We start from the raw sequence: 17,662 nt of genomic DNA, 5'->3' as shown, positions 1-17,662 counted from the left end.
GAATTCATTACTAGTTTGGCGGAATTCCCAACGAATTTGGCGGAATGAGTACTAAATAAGTAAAATAAAAGCGATGGACTACTAACAATCCATCGCTTTTTATAACATTATTTATCTTCTTCCACTTTTCTTCTTCTAAAAATCGCAGTCCCGCCTGCTACTAACAGGAGTACTCCCGCAGCAATCGTTCCGGCAAAGAGTGGTTTGTTTTCGTAGAATTTGACGAGTGCACTCTTTTCGACAATTTCGAAAGGCATTTTGGAGATCTCCTCATTCCCTGCCTTATCGGTTGCGACTACTTCGATTACATACGGCTTAATGTCTTTAAGCGTCGTTTTGATGACTTGGGTACCATCTTTTGTCACCGCGTCACCCATAAACGATTCGCCGTTCACCGTAACCGATTGAATCGTGTCTTCCGGATGTTCCAGACGGATTCCCACGGTTACCGCTTCGTTGTACTTCTTGTTTTCCTTAACTCCCTCGTACACGACCACCGGCTTTGTTTTATCGATGATAAATTCCACGCTTAATTGCTTAATATTCCCAGCCATGTCCTTGACCTCAAAGTAAAGAACATGTTTCCCTTCTGTTTCAATCGGTGTTCCAATCGTATACGGCTCACCATCTAATGTCAGGGAAATGATATCATAATCACTCATATCTTTAATGAGCAGGTCAGGAATAATATTTTTATTAAAATACTGATCGGTAATCGGCTCCTTGAAGCTAATCACTGGTTCAGATTTATCAATCGTAAAAACAATCGTTCGCGCATGGACATTTTTTGCCAAATCGGTAATCGTCGCTTTTAAGACATAGTCTCTTTCGTCCGCTAGCTTCTGCCCCTTCTTAAATGGCTTGCCATTAAGGGTAACGGACGTATTGTTTTCATCTAAGTGAAGATCAGAATACTCAACGGCCGGCGTGACATTCTTATTAAAGAAGCCATCCACTACACCCGAAATCACGAGCTTCGGCCTTGTTGTATCCAAAGTGAAGCTAATATCTAACGTTGCTTCATTTCCGGCTTTATCCTTGGCCATAACATGATAGCTATAATCCATTTCGGTGGCCGCGGTCGGAATTTGCCCTTTGATATCCGCTCCGCCATTCAAGGTTACAGATACAATCGTATCTTCGGGTTGATCCAATGCAAATTGCGGCGTGAAGATTTTATTAATATACTCGCCATTTTGAATCACGCGATTTTCACCCTTGAATTTAGGGGTAATCACCGGCTTAGTTTTATCAATCGTAAATGTCACGCTGCGGCTAAAGCTGTTTCCTGCTTGGTCAACGGCTTCGACAGTTACTTCATATTTGCCTTCCTTGCTAAAAATATGACTAAGTGCGGCCGTTTCACCATTGACGCGGAAACCACCTGCATCGTAGCTGCTGCCATCTCTAGTTACTTTAATCGTGTTCTCTTTAAGGTTTTTATCCTTGATGGTGACATCCACTTTTTTGTCGGTATTATAAAAAGCATTATTTTCTACACCTTGAATCTCAATCGTGGGATTGTTTTGGTCAATCGTAAAGCCAAATGGTGGAATCACCGAAGGGTTTCCGGCTTTGTCCGTCAGTCCAAGCGAAATCGTATAGTTTCCATCCTCAGATAGCGACTTCGTTACATGGGATTTGACTAAAAGCGATGGATTCACCTTTGTTTCCTCAAAAACCTTTTTCCACTCACCAAGCGAAATGTCTTTCCCATCCTTTGTGACTACAAGCTTTAGATCCTCTACTGCAAAATTCCGATCCTCGGCGGCAATCGATACCTGTTTCCCCTCAGGGTAATAGTGGTAATTACCTGCATTCGTATCAACACCCGTAATCGTTAAACGTGGTGACGTTTTGTCGATGATGAACGCTCTTTTTTCCTGGACACCAACATTACCCGCCATATCAGTGGCTGCGAGAGTGATCGAATAATCACCATCTTCTGTGAACGTATAGGCGCCAACACCGGTATCCTTCGTTCCAGCCAACAATGCCAGCTGGCCAGTTTTTGAAAAAATAGAACCATCTTTCATCACAGATAATTCATTGCCTGAAACCAGCAGATTTGTGTCGCTGGTTTTAAACTGGAAGTCCGTATTTTTATTAAAATAACGCTTTTCAGTGAATACAGGGTCAATGGAAACGACCGGAACAGTATGGTCAATCGTGAACAGAATGGTCTTTTGCTCCGCCACATTTCCCGCTTTATCCTTGGCATCGATAACAATTTGATAATCGCCTTCATTTTGTTGGTCTTCCTTCGCAAAAGCAACCGTATAGACCGAGCTTTCCGGATTCTGGATCCATGTTCCGGTAACATTGTCCACCGGCACATAACCTTCTCCATTCTTCCTTCTAACATCAATGATCACATCGTTTGTCTCAAAATTTTCCTGTCGTTCATTGACAACAATCGAGACAGTTCCCTTTTGACCATAATGGCTGCCATTAAAATCAGCACTTAAGTCGGTATTTACGACTGGTGCAGTGGCATCAATGGTAAATTCTACTTGCTTCACTACCTCATGGCCTGCCGCATCCTTAACTGTTGCTGTGACACGGTATTCCCCATCGGTATTCTCGCTATTTCCAAATGGCAGTGCTAAGGTCGACGTTTCCCCTGTATTTTCCCATTTAGCAAAACGGTCGTCGTGGAAAGCCGAATACCCGCCATCCTCACCCCGTTTTTCCACCAAATAGGTGACCTGGTTGGTCTGATAATTCTTTTCCCTTACCTCTAGAGTGACTGTGCCATTGTTTACAAAAGCACCAGGCTCAATTCCTGTAAGCGATGCTTCAGGTGCCTGTGTGTCAACGAAAAAGTCGATTGGCCCAATCGATTCGCTGTTTTCCAATCCGTCAATTGCGCTAAAGGAAAGCTGATAATTCCCGTCGGCTAATGTTTCATCCTTTTTCAAGGTGGCAATCGTCCCCGATTCATCTGCATTCAAGGCGATATTTTTCTGATTTAATGTAAGTACTGTTTTACTTAGATCCAATGTCAAATCACTTGCCCTTACAGCAAAACTTCCATTATCAACATGCTGCTGATTCTGTAAAGGTTTACCGCCAACAGAGACTTCAAGCACCGGTTTTTGGCTGTCGATCGTGAATGGAACCTTTTTAGTCGCCTGATTTCCGGCAATATCGCTTGTGGCAACCGTCAATTCATATAGTCCATCCGCAAACTCTTGCTGGGATGATGCCGTTTTATGGACATCGGAAAAGGTTGGTGGTAATGTGATCCCTTCCGTTTGCCCGCCAATTGATTTTTTCGTCATCGTCATTACAGTTGCATCAGGGTTTAATTGTTGGTCTTCGGTTATGTTGATTGCGACTGTTTTCTTTTCTTTATATTTTTGATTGTTTTCGACACCTGTAACAGAGATGACTGGTGCACTTTTATCAATGGTAAATGATAACGGATAGGTGAACTCATTTCCTTGGTTATCGATAATCGTTGCCGTTCCCTTGTAATGCCCTTCCTCTTTAAGCGTAAGATAGGCGATTCTTTTTTTCTGGAATAATGTTGGCGTAAAATCCACATTGTTTTCAAGGCTTTCCCCGTTATGTGTCCTTACCAGGTTGGCTTCCGCCTTGGTTATTTTTCCATCATCTTCAAATCGAATGGTCACATCGTTAGAATAGAATCCGTCTTGGTCGATGACGGACATTTTCGGTTCACCTTTATTGATGGTAAAAGAGACGCTTTCTTTGTCACTTTCATTTCCAGCTTGATCGCGCAGATATGCCGTTACATCGTATTTACCAGACCAAGGGAATTCGATTCTACCCAATCGGTCATTATTCGGATCCCAATTAATCTTTGCTGGTTCTCCATCCCCGTCTTCATCCACAACTACGAGGGCGGATACCTGATCATGAGTGAAATTCTCTTCCACTACCTCAAGATTTAAAACGACAACCCCGTCCCTTTCGCTGTAGACGGATTTATTGATCCCGAAAAGGTTGATGATTGGCTTAATAGTATCTCTTTCAATGCTGAATACGGCTGGTTTTGCAGTAAAGCCCCAGGTATTATCAGCAAAATCGACCGTAACATCTAAATGGCTGTCACTTTTAGAAGGCAGGGTGATTTCCACCTTATATTCACCTTGAAAAACACCTTCATCAAGAATTTTACTTACCTTAACATTGCTCGCCGCTTTTCCATCGTAGGATGCGTTCAGGGTAAATGGCTGCTCCACTTCTTCAGGGGCGGGCGGCGCCGGGTCTGATGCTCCTTCCTCGTCTGGCTTCTCCAAAGAGTTGAGATAATTGTCATAATCGTCTTTTAAGTCGACTGTAAACGACACAACATCCTTTTGGTTCGAAAACCATTCAGGCTTAGGAGCTTTATCGACATTCCAGGTTTGATTATTGAAATTGATGAATCTGGTTGTATCGTTTTGCGATAATACATGATTCGTAAAAATAAGGGCAAAGATGAGCGTGATGGTGATCAAGCTCGTCCATACCAGCCATTTATGATGCCTATAGCTTTTATTGATCAATTCTCCCATCCTAATAATCTCCTTTTAAATTGTTGCATCTGTATGGACAATGACCACGTCTCGTTCTTTTATAAAGTAGCTAGTCAAAACCGGTTCCGATAGTATGGTTGTTTCTTCCGCTTCTTCATTTAACAGTTCGGTCTCGTCCGATTCCACGGATAGCAGCTCCGTGGCCGCTGCATCGCTTGCAAGCAGTTCTGTTTCGTCTATAGCTGCTTCAGCTAGGAGCTCGGTGGAAGCTGCAGCTTCCGTCAAAAGTTCAGTAGAAGCAGCATCACTTGTCTCAACTGCAGCAGCCTCCGCCAGGAGCTCGGTGGCATCAGCGCCACCTGTTACGACTGCTTCCAGTTCAACATCGCGGCGGGGCTGAATTTCCCTCGTGATGGGCTTATTGAACTGTTCTTGACGGGAACGTCTGCGCTGCTGCAGTTTTTTAACCCATTTGTGAATGCTAAATCCAGTTAAATCCTCAAATGCCTCTGAAATATTAAATTTTATAAAAACAATAATTGAAAGAATGAGTGAGAGGATGGCTCCGGCGATGCCGCCATAAAACATGATTTGAAAGTTCATATTATCCCCCCTGCCCCACCAGATTCAAATTCACGTACCTTCTTGTCAGCTTCTTAAATCCCTCATCGTTAGCGGCATCCTTTAATTGGGATGCCTGTTCATACACCTTTAACGCTGCAGAATAATTCCGTGCCGATCCCTCTTTTGGTTGTTCGATATTGAGCAGCAAGTTTCCTAGTTTTACATAGGCATTAATACTAGAAGGGAAATCCTTGACAGTCTGTTCGAATTGTTCCGCAGCCTGCTCGCGCTTGCCCAATTCCTCGTAAAGCGTCCCAATTTTAAGCATATACTCCTCTTGATTCACATCCTCAGGATGACCAAGAAGATTGGTATAATGATCGATGGCTTCCTCAAAATCGCCAGCCGCAGCCGCTTTATCCTCCGAATTAATCGCTTTGCTATAGTAGGCCTGCGCCAGTTTCCGCTCAAAATCTTGTGCATATTTGCTTGTTAAGAAATCATCATCTAATTTGGCTAAGACATCGCTGGCCTTTTTGACTAATTTAATGGCCTTCGTATTGGCATCAGGGATTTGCGCTTTATAGGATAAGTAAATATTCGCTAATGAATTGTAGTTATCAATTTTTTTCGCATCATTACGGGCTTTATCTGTAAATTTTTCAAAGGCGTCCAAGTCACTGGCAAACTCATTATAGTCGATATTTAAACTGCCCATTGTCGTCGCTAATGACCGATAATATTCCACTTCCGGCTTAACCTCTGGGTCCACCTTGTTAAAAAACTCCTGGGCGCGAAAATAATCTTTTTCAACATCGAAATACGTCATTCCAACTTTAAAAAGGACCTCGCTATTTCGATTGATATTTCCATACCCGTCATCGATATATCTTTGAATATTCAACAGGCCTTTGTCCGCTTCCCCTTTTTGAATATACATATCTAGTAAATTGTTATAGGCCATCGCCCTGCCTTTATCAAGCTTAATAGCCTGTTCGAGAATTTTGCTTGCCTCGGCGTTTTTGCCATTTTGAATATTGCTGTTTGCCTCGTTAATTAAACTCATATAATCCTGGAGCTGCTCATTTTTCATCCCTTTATAGCCTAAGACAGAAGTGGTGGAAAAGCTTAGAAACAGAACAGCCGGGATCAGAAATACGGCTAACTTTTTATAAAGCTTGTGTTTATAGCCCTGGGTTAATTTGTTAATGTTCTGTAAATCATAGACCAGTTCTTCACAGCTTTGATAGCGCTGATCAGGCTCCGCATGGGTACACTTGGCAATAATATGTTCAAGCCCCTCCGGCAGTGCCGGGTTCCACGTACGAATCGGCCTCAATTCATAGGGCGGGTCACTCAAAGTTTTTCCCGTCACCAAATGGTAGAGTGTCACACCTAAACTATAAATATCGGTTCTTGCATCCGTTTGCTTACCGGATAATTGCTCAGGCGCTGCGTATCCCTTTGTCCCCAGATTCGTGGTATCGGTTGTATTTTCTGTTTTAAACTCCCTGGCAATCCCAAAGTCGATCAGCTTGATTTTTCCTTCAGGGGTCAGCATGATATTATCGGGCTTCATATCGCGGTAAATGATGGGGTTCGGCTTTCGTGTATGAAGGTAGCCGAGCACATCGCTCAGCTGCTTCGCCCAATCAATGACCTCATCGGCGGTAGCGATTTTCTCGCGCTTCAGCTTTTCTTTCAGCGATTCGCCTTCAATATAATCCATGACCACATAAATTTCGCCCTGGCGGTCAATGACATCATAGATCCGCGGCAGTGCGCCATGGTCTAATCTTTTTAGCATATTTGCCTCAATAACAAGGCTATTGATAAGGAGTTCATCATCCTTGTTGGCTCGCTTGCGGATATCCTTTACGACCAGCGATTTCTTGAGCCTGTTATCCATCGCAAGATAGACAATACTCATACCGCCGCGGCCGATTTCTTTCAATATTTCATAGCGTTCATCAATTATTGTGCCGATTTTAATCAAGGCGCTTCACCTCGGTGTTACTTTCGTTAGTAAAACGGTGATATTATCCGTTTCTTTCCGTTTCTTTATTAGTTCGACGAGCCCCACAACCGTTTCTTTCATCTGCAGCTCATTGGAAAAAAGATCCGGTTTTAAACTGAAAAATATCTCATCCTCGCTGATTTCATGGTAAAAGCCATCGGTGCAGAGCATGAACAAATCTCCTTCTTTCACCTCACCGCTTGATATGACAAGTTCTAGTTCTGGTGATGCGCCAACGCATTGCAGCAAGACATTTCGGCGCGGGTCAACCTTCGCCTGCTCCACCGTGATATTGCCCCGCTCCATTTCCCTCGCCACTAACGTTTGATCTTTCGTTAATGGAAAAAGACCATCGTGGATTTGGTAGGCTCTGCTGTCACCGACGTGTAATAGGAAGTATTTAGATTGAACAATCAACAGAGAGGTGATGGTGGTACCCAGCTTGATATTGGCCGCTTCCCCATAATCCAAAATTTTTCGATTAAGGACTTCCACGCGATGTGCTAATTGTTGCTTGATTACCGTTTCAATCTGCTCGTTGCCGGATTGGATGATCTTAGGAAGCTCCGTGTCGAACCAGTCCGACATCCCTCTGATGACGGTTGCGCTCGCCAATTCCCCTTGCGTGAGCCCGCCCATTCCATCACATACGATAAACAGGCCAATCCGCCCCATTGGGGTTTTTGCCGTTTTAAGCAGCAAGGCATCCTGATTGGTTTTCTTTTTGATTCCGGCGTCAGTATGGTAGGCCATTTGAAAAGACATCAACAAACCGCCTTTCTTACGAAGTATCGCGTATTAAAATAACTTAAAAACAAACTCTTCATTTGCTAGTGTTATCCGATCATCATGTTTGATTTTAACTTTTTCACTCTTTGCAAGCTTAATATCGTTCACAAAGCTCCCATTTGTCGAGCGGTTGTCCTGTAAAAAGTATTCGCCATCTTCCGTGAGGATATGGGCGTGGATACGCCCAACCGCTTTGTTGCTTGACTTATAATCGGCATTCTTTGGATCGCGGCCGAGTTTAAAAACATCCTTGGCAACCGTGATTTTCTCTCGATTGGCAAGAGTAAGTAAGAACGGCATCGGGGCAGAAACACCAAGTGTGGTCGTTCCTGCATCCGATACACCTAAAACGGTTGTCCCTTCATCCTGAAAATCCATTTCAGCCGCCATTCCTTTTCCATTACCTGGAACAATATGTATTTGTGTTCCGGCAATCGCGGCCGCAGCGTTGGTTTCCCCAAGCTCTGTTCTCGTCACCCGTTTGTACTGAATTTCTTCCTCAATTTCAAGCTTCTGGCCTGTTTGCTTATTCTCTTTCACACTTTTTTTGCTGGATGCTGTGACCTTATTTTGATCTTCAAGAAGAAGTTCAGCATTGCCTGGGCTGTAAAAACCAATACTTTTTCTGGCTGGTTCAGAAGAAAAACTCCTTCTTTTGACCACTTCGGTGACATTATGCATCGGTAATGGCTCCACCAAATCTTTTCCGAGCTCTTCGATCATTCCCTTAAAATCTAGCAGATCGATCTCTTCTGCCCGAACAAGATAATTATGAATTTTCATAAAGAAACTCAAATCATCCTCTTCGTCATACGGCGCCATCCACAGCAGACTTAATAGAAACTCCTTTACGGTGCCGGATTCGTAGCGATTATCTTTAATCGGCAAGTAAAAAAATAACGGCCTGCCCGATAACGGGTCAATATAAATATGCCTTTGATCGGCAACAATATTGCCGAGCCGCAGCCCAATTTTTTGGGAGTGAAATAGGGTTTCTACTATATGTAATAGAAATTTGTATAACCGTTCCTTTGAGAACCCTTTATAGAATAACGGCTTAATATGTTCCCATGAAGATAGATCATACCTAAATGAAACTTCTTTCTCTTTTTCGATGACAACCATTGACAACAAACCGAAGACTTGGCTATTTTCCAATAAGCCAATTTCATTCCTTGCTACTTCCTCATCGCTGTTCACCTGATAAAATAAATATTCTCGGCAATTCTCCAAATTAAAATCAATTTGTTTGATCAAGGCTGTCCGACCCCTTTTTTAAAATTCCAACTGGCATGGAAGGGAGCACGCTATGGTGCCCTTCCCCCCATGTTTTAACAATTACTTAAATTGACTGGCATTATTATTAATCGCTGCTTCTGTGGCATCATAATTGGTAACCGTGACATCCAAAAACTTAGAATAACTTTCAACCACGTCACGATAGTTATCAAATCGTGCTGAAAACGAATTGAAATTGGCACGAATCGTATTGGAAGCATCACTATTCCAAGTTTGCGATAGTGCATTCATTTCTTTCTTAATATCTTGTAATCTGACATACAAGTTATTGTTTAAATTTCTGATTTGGCTGGCGGTCTTACTGACTTCTCCAAGTGATATCTTAACTCCTTCAATCGTCATTGTATACACCCCCTATTATTAATAAAATGAAAGAAAAGATTAGTTCGATAGTCGTTTTGCACCGCTGATGACTTCGTTTTGTGTATCGCGGTACGTTTTTGCAGACGTTTTAAGGAAATGAGAGAACTCATCCATTTTCGCCTTCATTTTCATGAAATCGTCGGTAAAGCCTTTAATTTGGTTCACGTAGGCAAGATTATCAGCCCCTTGCCACGCAGCACCCATTGCTTCTACTTCTGTAAACAAAGATTTATAGAGTCTTTCATAATCAGCCGCCTGTTGATCAATGCTTGTAGCTGCTTTTTCAAGCTTCGCTGGATCCACCATAATCGATCTAGCCATATATTTCACCTCCTTTCAAATTTTCCTTAGTTCATGGGTGACTGCTCGGTACTTCCCCGCCGCACTTTGCAGGCTTGAGGCACATTGTACCGCGCCAATCCCTTTAAATTCCCTATTTATACCTTGCGAAATTTCATCAAGCTCCCTGGCTATTGCATTAAGTTCAGCGATAATCGTCTGAACCTTATTTTTCACCTGTGCATCCATCGATACCCCTCCTGCCTGCTAGCGAATCGCTTCTGCATTTCTTCGTATGGCAGCTTCGCCTTTTTCCAATAAATCCATTGTTCTATTAAGATAGTTAATATTATCAGTAAGTTTAAAATGAAAGTTAGTGATCAGGTCTGCTTTTAATACATGCCCCAAATCTAGTAAATCAGCCTCACGATATAAACTATCAATCATGCTGTTAACCTGCTGCGTTTTCCGCTTTACCGCCTGCAATCTTGAAGAATAGTAGGCAAGCCTAGATAGATCGACTTTCAAAATTGGCTCGACGGCAACGCTGTGCCCGCCGGTCAGTTTCCCCCATAGCTGTGCAGCGAACGACTTTGTTTTTTCGATGAATTGATTGAAGAATTGGTTTATCTCCTGCTTTAATTTCTGTGAAACCTTCATGACGGTAAAAATATAGCGAATGCAATCAATCTTGATTTGCATCAGCTTCTGATCAAGCTTTTGCTTCATCTCCAGTGCTTTGATCCCTGCAGTAATCAGCATTTGGAACACCGCCTGTTTGACGGATGCCATTGCCTTATTTGTCAGTGCTTCAAAGGATAACGGAAACATAAGCCCAGAGAAAATGAAGTTTCCAACCGTCCGGCCCGTTGAAGCACCGTCAGATGCCCCTATGAAATTCCCGTTTTCGTCAAACTCGACTACATCTAATCCATGGGCATCTAGCGCTAGCGTTCCATAGGCAAGGACGGCAGAAATGACGGCGAAGGCACTTAGCTTATTCTTCGTTTTAATCGTTTTATCGACATATGGAACATGCCCAAGTTGTGAGACCGCATCATCTTGATGAGCAATAAACATATTACGGTCGCCTTTTAGAACCTCCTGCTGATCCTTTGAGAGAATCCACCAGTTGATCGGAGCACCATTTACTTCATAGGCTTTCAAGTTTTTGTCTTGATTGAAAAACTGGACTAACACATAACTAGCTAAATTTCCGCCTTTGGAGTGGCCCATAACATAGGTGTCGCCCCCTGCTCCAAAAATATAATCTTTATAGAATTGCGCTGCTTCTTTTTGCTGCTGAATTTCCTGACCGACACCTGCATCGACATTCGATTTCCAATCCGATACGAGATGAAGCGGATTCCCCATACTTTCACTGCCTCTAAATAAGGCGGTGGCATTGCCTTCATCATCCTTAAAGGCATAACCGACAAAACCGGAATCCATTTTTCCCTGTTTGATCTCATCCCATGTTGGGTTGTTGTTTTGATATTTAGTTAACTGGATATTGGCCAGATCATCGCCTTTTGAGCTGTTTACGTATTTATAGATTGCTTGAAAAGGTTCATCATTTTTTAACTCTTTGTTTACATCAAGCATCCCATCTAATAGGGATTTCATGTCGATGGGATGTTCCGGATCAACCGGAATTTTATCTGGAACATCAATATAGGAAAACTGTAGCAGCAAATATTTCTCCTCATCCGTTAAATTAGAAATGGACATAACGATTACTCCTCGACCGGCTTATAATTTTTCATTAAATCATCGGGATTCTGAATGTTATAGCGTTCACCTACTAATAAATAGCCATAAACCTGTGCATCTAAGTTGGACCAAGGAAGATTATTCACATTTGAGGTTCTAATATAATCGGTCATTTTATCCTCAGATTTGTCAACAAACCCTGCAGAAAGTGTATAGTATTTTGTATGTAAATTTTTTATCACTTCCAGTGCCTGATACAATCCAGCACTATATTCATCTACATTAGGTTCGCCATCCGTTCTAATCGCCACTTCCAAAACGACCATGAGCCTATTATTTTCATTTTTAATATAATCATAAAAGGATTGATCCTTAAAACGGGCGTTATCCTCTGAAGAATTAACAAAGACCCTATAAATGCTCCCTTTTGGCAGTTGCTTTTCCAATTCATCCTTTAAGCTTTTCGTTAGTTCATCACCCCAAATAGCAGATATATAGCCATCATAGTAATGAATCTCTTTTGAACGACTTTGTCCTGCCTCAAAAAGCAATTCAGGTTTCTTCTCAGGATGAACAAATAATTTATCTTTTCCATACATCTCCGGAAATAAAAAGCTTCCCTCTTTTTTATGTTCAACGACAAACTTTTCACCATATTTATCTTCTAAATAATTTACAATTTTACCTTCTGAATTCATACAACCTGTTCCTCCTATTAACACAAGGATTAGTAGGAATATCAGCATAATCCTTTTTTTGATTTTCATTGGACACCGTCCTTCTTTTTTTCCAAATGAAAGCTTTACAGCAGCATTAGTTTCGTTCCGTTCTTGAAACCGAGCTCTTCCACAGTGGCGTTGATATTGAAGATTTCCCCTGTGCTCCTGCCGCAGAGAACGGTGTGTTCTGTGCCGGTAAAATACCCTTGCGACAGCTCGGTCATCGTATTTGCTAATAATAGGACGACCTCATGGAGTTTGCTTTTTAGCGGGAGGAAGATATCGAATGTCTGATTGGCTGCAGGGATAAACACTTCCACTAACACCTTATCCATACACTAACTCCTCCTCACTAACAGCCGCCGAAGACAAGAGCTTCACAAATACCGGCTTTCCTTTTTTAATCACATAACCAAAGCCGTTTGGCATTTCCTGATACATTTCGCTTGTCGTCTTGTTTGTCTTCAATACAAATTGATCAGTAATGCCGCCGCCGACCCAAATACCGTCACTTTGCGATACATGGTTTTTAAACCAGCTTTCATACGAAATCGTGTTGATGCGGTCGGCCTGATCACCGATGATCAGATGGACAGCGAGCGAGGCGCCTTTGTCTAAAAATACTGCCAGCTTATCCTTACCATCCGAGGATAAAGTGTTATTGATATCTATAAACGAATCGATTACACAGAAAATCGGTGCAAACACTGGCGGTGTCTTGCCTTCCGCCAGCACATCCTTTGTCGTGTTATTACGGTAGACAAGGGTATTGAACAGATAAACAACCGTCTCTTCGATTGCTTGAACGCCTGTCACATAGCGATAACTGCGGTTTGTATCCGTAAAGAAGCTAGTATGCGGGTCGATGGCAATGACTTCACTGCTGCCGCTTGCTGAGAGTACCTCGGCAGTACCCTGAATAAAGCCCGTACAATCCTCATCGTTATTCCCCGTAAGCACAAGATTCACAAAGGAATCGGTAAAATCAAAAAAAGCAATCGCAAGTGAGTTTTTCTCAACCGCAACTGGGATTTTCCCCGGATGATACGTTTGAAGTTCACCTGCAGCGAAATAATCCAGGTCGACTTTTTCCGGCAGAATCGGAATTCTTCTTGCTCTTGCGTTTTTCCACTGTTTATTTTGTTCTGCACAATAATTCGTCATAAAACGATACATATCCGTTGTGTCATCGGTAATAAGCGCGGTCTGGAATTCATACACACTGTCCGTTTTAAAAATCCCCCTGCCTTTGTGTTTCGATGGATACACTCCATCAACGCTTCCCAATACACCTGAGTATTCCGTCGTATCATTTAATTGCAAGACAAGCAGCTGTCTGAAGTTTTGCAGCAAACGATAGCGGATGGCTCCTGTATTTGCCGCGGTTACGACAAAATAGATACCGTATTTGAGTCCTTCACGTGTTAAGAAGGAAATCGATTCTTCATAGTCCTCGTACATCTCTGAAAAAGCAGCATAGTTATGGATTACGATAACAATCGAAGCGAGCGGCTGATCCGCCGATCGGTTATACGTGCCGAAATCACCGCCATAGTTTGCGAATAATTTCTTTCTACGATCAATTTCATTCGTTAACATTCTAAACAAATTAGTGATTTTCTCGCTTTCATGCGACAGAACCACATCACCGACATGCGGCGCCTCGCGGAACCAGCTTAAGGTTTCACTGCTGAAGTCCAATAAGTAGAAATTGACCTCTTCCGGTGTGTGCTCCTTCATGAGGGAATAAATCACCGTTGCCAAGAAGGCCGTTTTTCCGCTGCCTGCGACACCATAAAGGACGGTGTTGCCTTCTGTGGTAATTGGCAATCTTAAGATGTGCTGACTTTGAGTGGCCGGGTCATCGTATTCGCCGATTACCGGATTCAATACATAGTTTTGCTCTATTGTTACGCGATATTTTTCATGCAATTTCCCCAAAAAGATTCGGCTCGGAATCGGTTCAAGCCATAGCTGTTTTACCTGAACCTCTTCTTGGGAAGCCAAATGGGCCAGATAGTTCGTGATTTCATCCAATTGCTTCGGTGGATTCTGCCCTAAGACACTGCGCTTGTCAATTCGTGCGCTCTTAAGGACACGTCCGAGGTGGTCGATTACGACAATGCTGTCATCCACGTGCTTCTCCAATTTTTCCGCGGGATAATACGGCGCACCAGCCCAAGCAGACTGCCCGAGCATAAACACTTCATTAAATCCAACCTGCAGGTAGAAACGTCCTGTTGTCGATAATTCCGCTGCATCCGGCCGTTTAATAACCTCCATACTGTCCGCCTTCTCCTGCACCTTCAGACTGATTCTAAATTTACTGTTACTCCAAATTTGATCATCGACAACCCCTGACGGCTTCTGGGTCGCAAGGATCAAGTGAATCCCAAGACTCCTCCCAATCCGTGCCGCACTGACAAGCTGATCCATGAATTCCGGCTGCTGTGTCTTCAGCTCGGCAAATTCATCGGAAATGATAAACAAATGCTGAAGCGGCTCGGTGACACGCCCCTCACGGTAAAGCTTCTGGTATTTATATATATCAATGTTGCTCTCATTAACCCGCTTGCTTGTTTCGCTAAAAATCGCCTGGCGCCGCTTCAGCTCACTTTGAATCGAAATAAGCGAGCGTTTGACCGCAGCTCCGTCGAGGTTGGTAATCGTCCCGGCAAGATGCGGAAGATTGACAAACGCATTCGCCATGCCGCCACCCTTATAGTCGATTAAAATAAACGCCACTTCATCCGGATGGTAATTCACCGCAAGTGACAAAATAAACGTCATGATAAATTCACTTTTCCCTGAACCGGTCATCCCGGCAATCAAGCCGTGCGGGCCATGGAATTTTTCATGGAGATCAAGCTTAAATAATTCACCTTGCTGATCCACCCCGATTGGTGTTTCTAGTGTTTTCACCGGATCATTTTCTTTCCATTTTGTCAGCACGTTTAGATGTTCAATTTTACTAACGCCAAACATTTCTAAAAAGGTAAGCATTTCCGGCAGTGTATAAGCTTTATTTAATGAAGCAAGACTGATGTTGCTTAGTTGAATCGCCAGCTCTTCCGGATCATCCTGCAAATGGATATCAGGACGGAATGCGGTAAACTGACCAGTAATATCGTCCTTGTCAAAGATCTTCGCCGCTTCGTCATCCAGCTCAATAACCGCAGAACATTCCTTCGGTAAATTTTTCAATTCACCATAAAGCGTAATCAAGCTAAAGCCGATGTTCTTTTTCGTTCGTAACATCATTGTGAACATTTCCGCCTTAGCCGCCAAATCCTGATCCATAGAAAAAATAACATAATGCTGTGTTAAATTTGCTAATTCATCATCCGCAAGAGTCTGCCGCTGAGAAATTTCTTTTTCCAGCACAGCTGACAGCTCCTTCAATTCATTGGCATCAGTTGCCATGTAGCGGATGCTCTTCGCATCGTCCCACACATGCGGCAGCCATTTAACAAAGTCCCACATGTGCTGCTCTTGCCCGTCGTAAACAAACACCAGCTTTAATTCATCATAGCTATGTAAGGACGTTAATTGAAAAATCAAGCCCTCGACAAATTTCTTTACCTTTTCCCTGCTGCCAATAATCCCGCTTATCTTTTCTTCGATAAGAGAAATCGTAACAGGGACATCTGGTAAGACCTTTGGGGCTGCAGCAAGTTTCTGCAGCTCCTCTTGCAGTTCATCATCCTCCACGCTAAAGCGTTTTTCCGGAAATTTGATATCAGCATGGAGCGGCAGATTACCAAGACCTAAACGCAGCTTTAAAAAGTCATCCTGGCCAAGCGTCCGTTCCCACAGGTTCCGCTGCCGTGCTTGAATCCGTGCGGCACAATGCCCAATTGGGACGTGGTTCTTATGCAAAATCTCACTTTGCTTTTTCTTTTCTTCTTCAATGACCGCTGCCATTTCCACTAAGTAGGCACGATATTTTTCCTGCCTGATTTTTTCCTGCTTCGCCCGGGACTTTTTCTCATGCCTTTTTTGTAAAATCGGCCAAAGAATCGTTCCGACCAGCATGCTGAAAGACATCACCAATATCGGTATCGCCATCATGATATTTCCATTTGTCGACAGCACATTTTGCAGGGTAAATAGCCCCATAAACAAGGAAGCCATTCCCATTGTCAGCGATGGCCCTAACAATAGCATTAAAGGTGTTTCTTCCTGGTTAACCGGCTGTGGCGGCGGATCAATCTTGATCTCCGTTGTGGTAATGTCTCTCTTAAAACGAGGAGAGCGGTAAAAAAGCTCGGTTGTCTCGTCCTCTTGTTGAAACTCTTCTAGCTCGTCTTCATTTTCCGGGAGCGGCTGTTCAACCGTTAGCGGCTGAAACGCATTCCGCTCAAGATATACAAGGCGATGTGGGTTGTTTAATGACAACAATTTCCCATTGTAAACAATTTTTAATCCCATTATGTAGATAACATCGCCAATTTTTAATGTCCGCTCCGTTACTCTTTCCCCGTTCACGTAGGTGCCATTCGAACTTTGGAGATCACGTATGATTGCACCGCCATTGTTGTTATAGTCAATCTCACAATGGGAGCTAGACACTAACTTATTGGCAAAACAAATCTGACTGTCCTTCGAGCGGCCAATTTTTACTTTAGATGTGGTAATGTAGTGCTTTGTATAGATGTTTTGGTCTGGATCCGCGGGTTCAACATATAACAGTGATGGCGTATCATTTTCTCGTTTAATCGTGTAGGTACTAAATGGCTCAATGAGCTGCTTGCTCACTTTATGACCTTCAGCATTGTTCAAGAAGGCAGATTTATTGGACTTTAAAAACCATTGCCCCTCTTCAGCCTCAATTGCCATCATCTCTCTTTTTGCGCCATCTTGGTTCTCTGTTGTTAATATATATCGTCCGGTGACCCGCTCCGGCAGAACAAAGGTAAATGCCTTTTTGCGGTCAAATAACGTTAAAATCAATGAAAATCTCTCCCTAGTTCTTGCAAAAATCTAAGTTTATCAAATAGGTATTTTAATAGAAGTTATTTCTAGGTATCTCAAATTGAGCAATGCGCCTATTTTAGAATATCACTTTGTTAAAATTTTACTTCTTTATCATACCATTTTCTTAATAGGGCTAAATTCCTTTACTAATGGGTCAATAGAACTATTTTTGAAGGATATATATGTATGGATTGTTGTCCTTTTTACTTAATGTTCCTTATAAATTGGTTTGCAACTGGATATATTGGGGGGGTTATTGAAGTTTGGCGGAATTTAATTTGAAATTGGCGGAATTATGACTCAAGTTGGCGGAATTACTTGTGAAGTTGGCGGAATTACTCCGAGGTTTGGCGGAATAAAGTGTTAGTTTAGCGGAATCATCTCCATAAAGAAAATAGACACAAAAAAGAACAGCTGGTTCAGCTGTCCTTCTTCGTGCCTGGCAACGTCCTACT

General features: G+C 42.7%; 12 protein-coding genes. All 12 read right to left on the bottom strand.

Annotated elements, in window-relative coordinates:
• Positions 1–107 precede the first annotated feature (107 nt).
• The 12 genes from BABA_RS01250 to essC all read right to left on the bottom strand — a co-directional run bounded on the left by BABA_RS01250 (position 108) and on the right by essC (position 17,183).
• Positions 108–4,526 (bottom strand): Ig-like domain repeat protein, encoded by a 4,419-nt coding sequence (locus tag BABA_RS01250; protein WP_007083298.1) that lies wholly within the window; start codon positions 4,524–4,526, stop codon positions 108–110.
• Positions 4,527–4,541: 15 nt separating this feature from the next.
• On the bottom strand, positions 4,542–5,090 hold the full coding sequence (locus BABA_RS01245) for a hypothetical protein (protein WP_007083297.1): 549 nt from the start codon (positions 5,088–5,090) through the stop codon (positions 4,542–4,544).
• Position 5,091: 1 nt separating this feature from the next.
• Positions 5,092–7,047: a protein kinase domain-containing protein gene (locus BABA_RS01240; RefSeq protein WP_007083296.1), complete on the bottom strand. Its 1,956-nt coding sequence runs from the start codon at positions 7,045–7,047 to the stop codon at positions 5,092–5,094.
• Positions 7,048–7,053: 6 nt separating this feature from the next.
• The gene (locus tag BABA_RS01235; protein ID WP_007083295.1) at positions 7,054–7,833 is read right to left on the bottom strand and encodes a PP2C family protein-serine/threonine phosphatase; all 780 of its coding nucleotides are present in this window, start codon (positions 7,831–7,833) and stop codon (positions 7,054–7,056) included.
• Between the two features lie 33 nt (positions 7,834–7,866).
• Positions 7,867–9,114 (bottom strand): DUF6382 domain-containing protein, encoded by a 1,248-nt coding sequence (locus BABA_RS01230; RefSeq protein ID WP_007083294.1) that lies wholly within the window; start codon positions 9,112–9,114, stop codon positions 7,867–7,869.
• An 81-nt stretch (positions 9,115–9,195) separates the two neighbouring features.
• Entirely contained in the window at positions 9,196–9,498 is a 303-nt protein-coding gene (locus tag BABA_RS01225; RefSeq protein WP_007083293.1) for a pore-forming ESAT-6 family protein, read from the bottom strand.
• A 39-nt stretch (positions 9,499–9,537) separates the two neighbouring features.
• Positions 9,538–9,840 (bottom strand): WXG100 family type VII secretion target, encoded by a 303-nt coding sequence (locus BABA_RS01220; RefSeq protein WP_007083292.1) that lies wholly within the window; start codon positions 9,838–9,840, stop codon positions 9,538–9,540.
• Between the two features lie 15 nt (positions 9,841–9,855).
• On the bottom strand, positions 9,856–10,047 hold the full coding sequence (locus BABA_RS01215; protein ID WP_007083291.1) for a hypothetical protein: 192 nt from the start codon (positions 10,045–10,047) through the stop codon (positions 9,856–9,858).
• An 18-nt stretch (positions 10,048–10,065) separates the two neighbouring features.
• Positions 10,066–11,529 carry an Mbeg1-like protein gene (locus BABA_RS01210; RefSeq protein ID WP_007083290.1) on the bottom strand — a complete coding sequence of 488 codons (1,464 nt, stop codon included), beginning with the start codon at positions 11,527–11,529 and terminating at the stop codon, positions 10,066–10,068.
• 5 nt (positions 11,530–11,534) lie between these two features.
• Positions 11,535–12,209: a hypothetical protein gene (locus BABA_RS01205; RefSeq protein ID WP_007083289.1), complete on the bottom strand. Its 675-nt coding sequence runs from the start codon at positions 12,207–12,209 to the stop codon at positions 11,535–11,537.
• 104 nt (positions 12,210–12,313) lie between these two features.
• A complete protein-coding gene (locus BABA_RS01200; RefSeq protein WP_007083288.1) occupies positions 12,314–12,565 on the bottom strand; it encodes a hypothetical protein in 252 nt (83 codons plus the stop codon).
• Entirely contained in the window at positions 12,558–17,183 is a 4,626-nt protein-coding gene (essC, locus tag BABA_RS01195; RefSeq protein WP_007083287.1) for a type VII secretion protein EssC, read from the bottom strand. The genes BABA_RS01200 and essC overlap by 8 nt, the downstream gene beginning before the upstream one ends.
• Positions 17,184–17,662 lie beyond the last annotated feature (479 nt).

This window comes from Neobacillus bataviensis LMG 21833 (assembly GCF_000307875.1).
GTDB classification, from domain to species: domain Bacteria; phylum Bacillota; class Bacilli; order Bacillales; family Cytobacillaceae; genus Neobacillus; species Neobacillus bataviensis.
The sequence above is the reverse complement of the archived record's forward strand: the minus strand, read 5'-3'. Positions and strand labels throughout refer to the sequence as shown.

Excerpts from the sequence above, each read along its gene's own strand:
- BABA_RS01210 (WP_007083290.1), bottom strand. The coding sequence starts at position 11,529 with ATGTCCATTTCTAATTTAACGGATGAGGAGAAATATTTGCTGCTACAG.
- BABA_RS01245 (WP_007083297.1), bottom strand. The coding sequence starts at position 5,090 with ATGAACTTTCAAATCATGTTTTATGGCGGCATCGCCGGAGCCATCCTC.
- BABA_RS01200 (WP_007083288.1), bottom strand. The coding sequence starts at position 12,565 with ATGGATAAGGTGTTAGTGGAAGTGTTTATCCCTGCAGCCAATCAGACA.
- BABA_RS01250 (WP_007083298.1), bottom strand. The coding sequence starts at position 4,526 with ATGGGAGAATTGATCAATAAAAGCTATAGGCATCATAAATGGCTGGTA.
- BABA_RS01215 (WP_007083291.1), bottom strand. The coding sequence starts at position 10,047 with ATGGATGCACAGGTGAAAAATAAGGTTCAGACGATTATCGCTGAACTT.
- BABA_RS01235 (WP_007083295.1), bottom strand. The coding sequence starts at position 7,833 with ATGTCTTTTCAAATGGCCTACCATACTGACGCCGGAATCAAAAAGAAA.
- BABA_RS01225 (WP_007083293.1), bottom strand. The coding sequence starts at position 9,498 with ATGACGATTGAAGGAGTTAAGATATCACTTGGAGAAGTCAGTAAGACC.
- BABA_RS01205 (WP_007083289.1), bottom strand. The coding sequence starts at position 12,209 with ATGAATTCAGAAGGTAAAATTGTAAATTATTTAGAAGATAAATATGGT.
- BABA_RS01220 (WP_007083292.1), bottom strand. The coding sequence starts at position 9,840 with ATGGCTAGATCGATTATGGTGGATCCAGCGAAGCTTGAAAAAGCAGCT.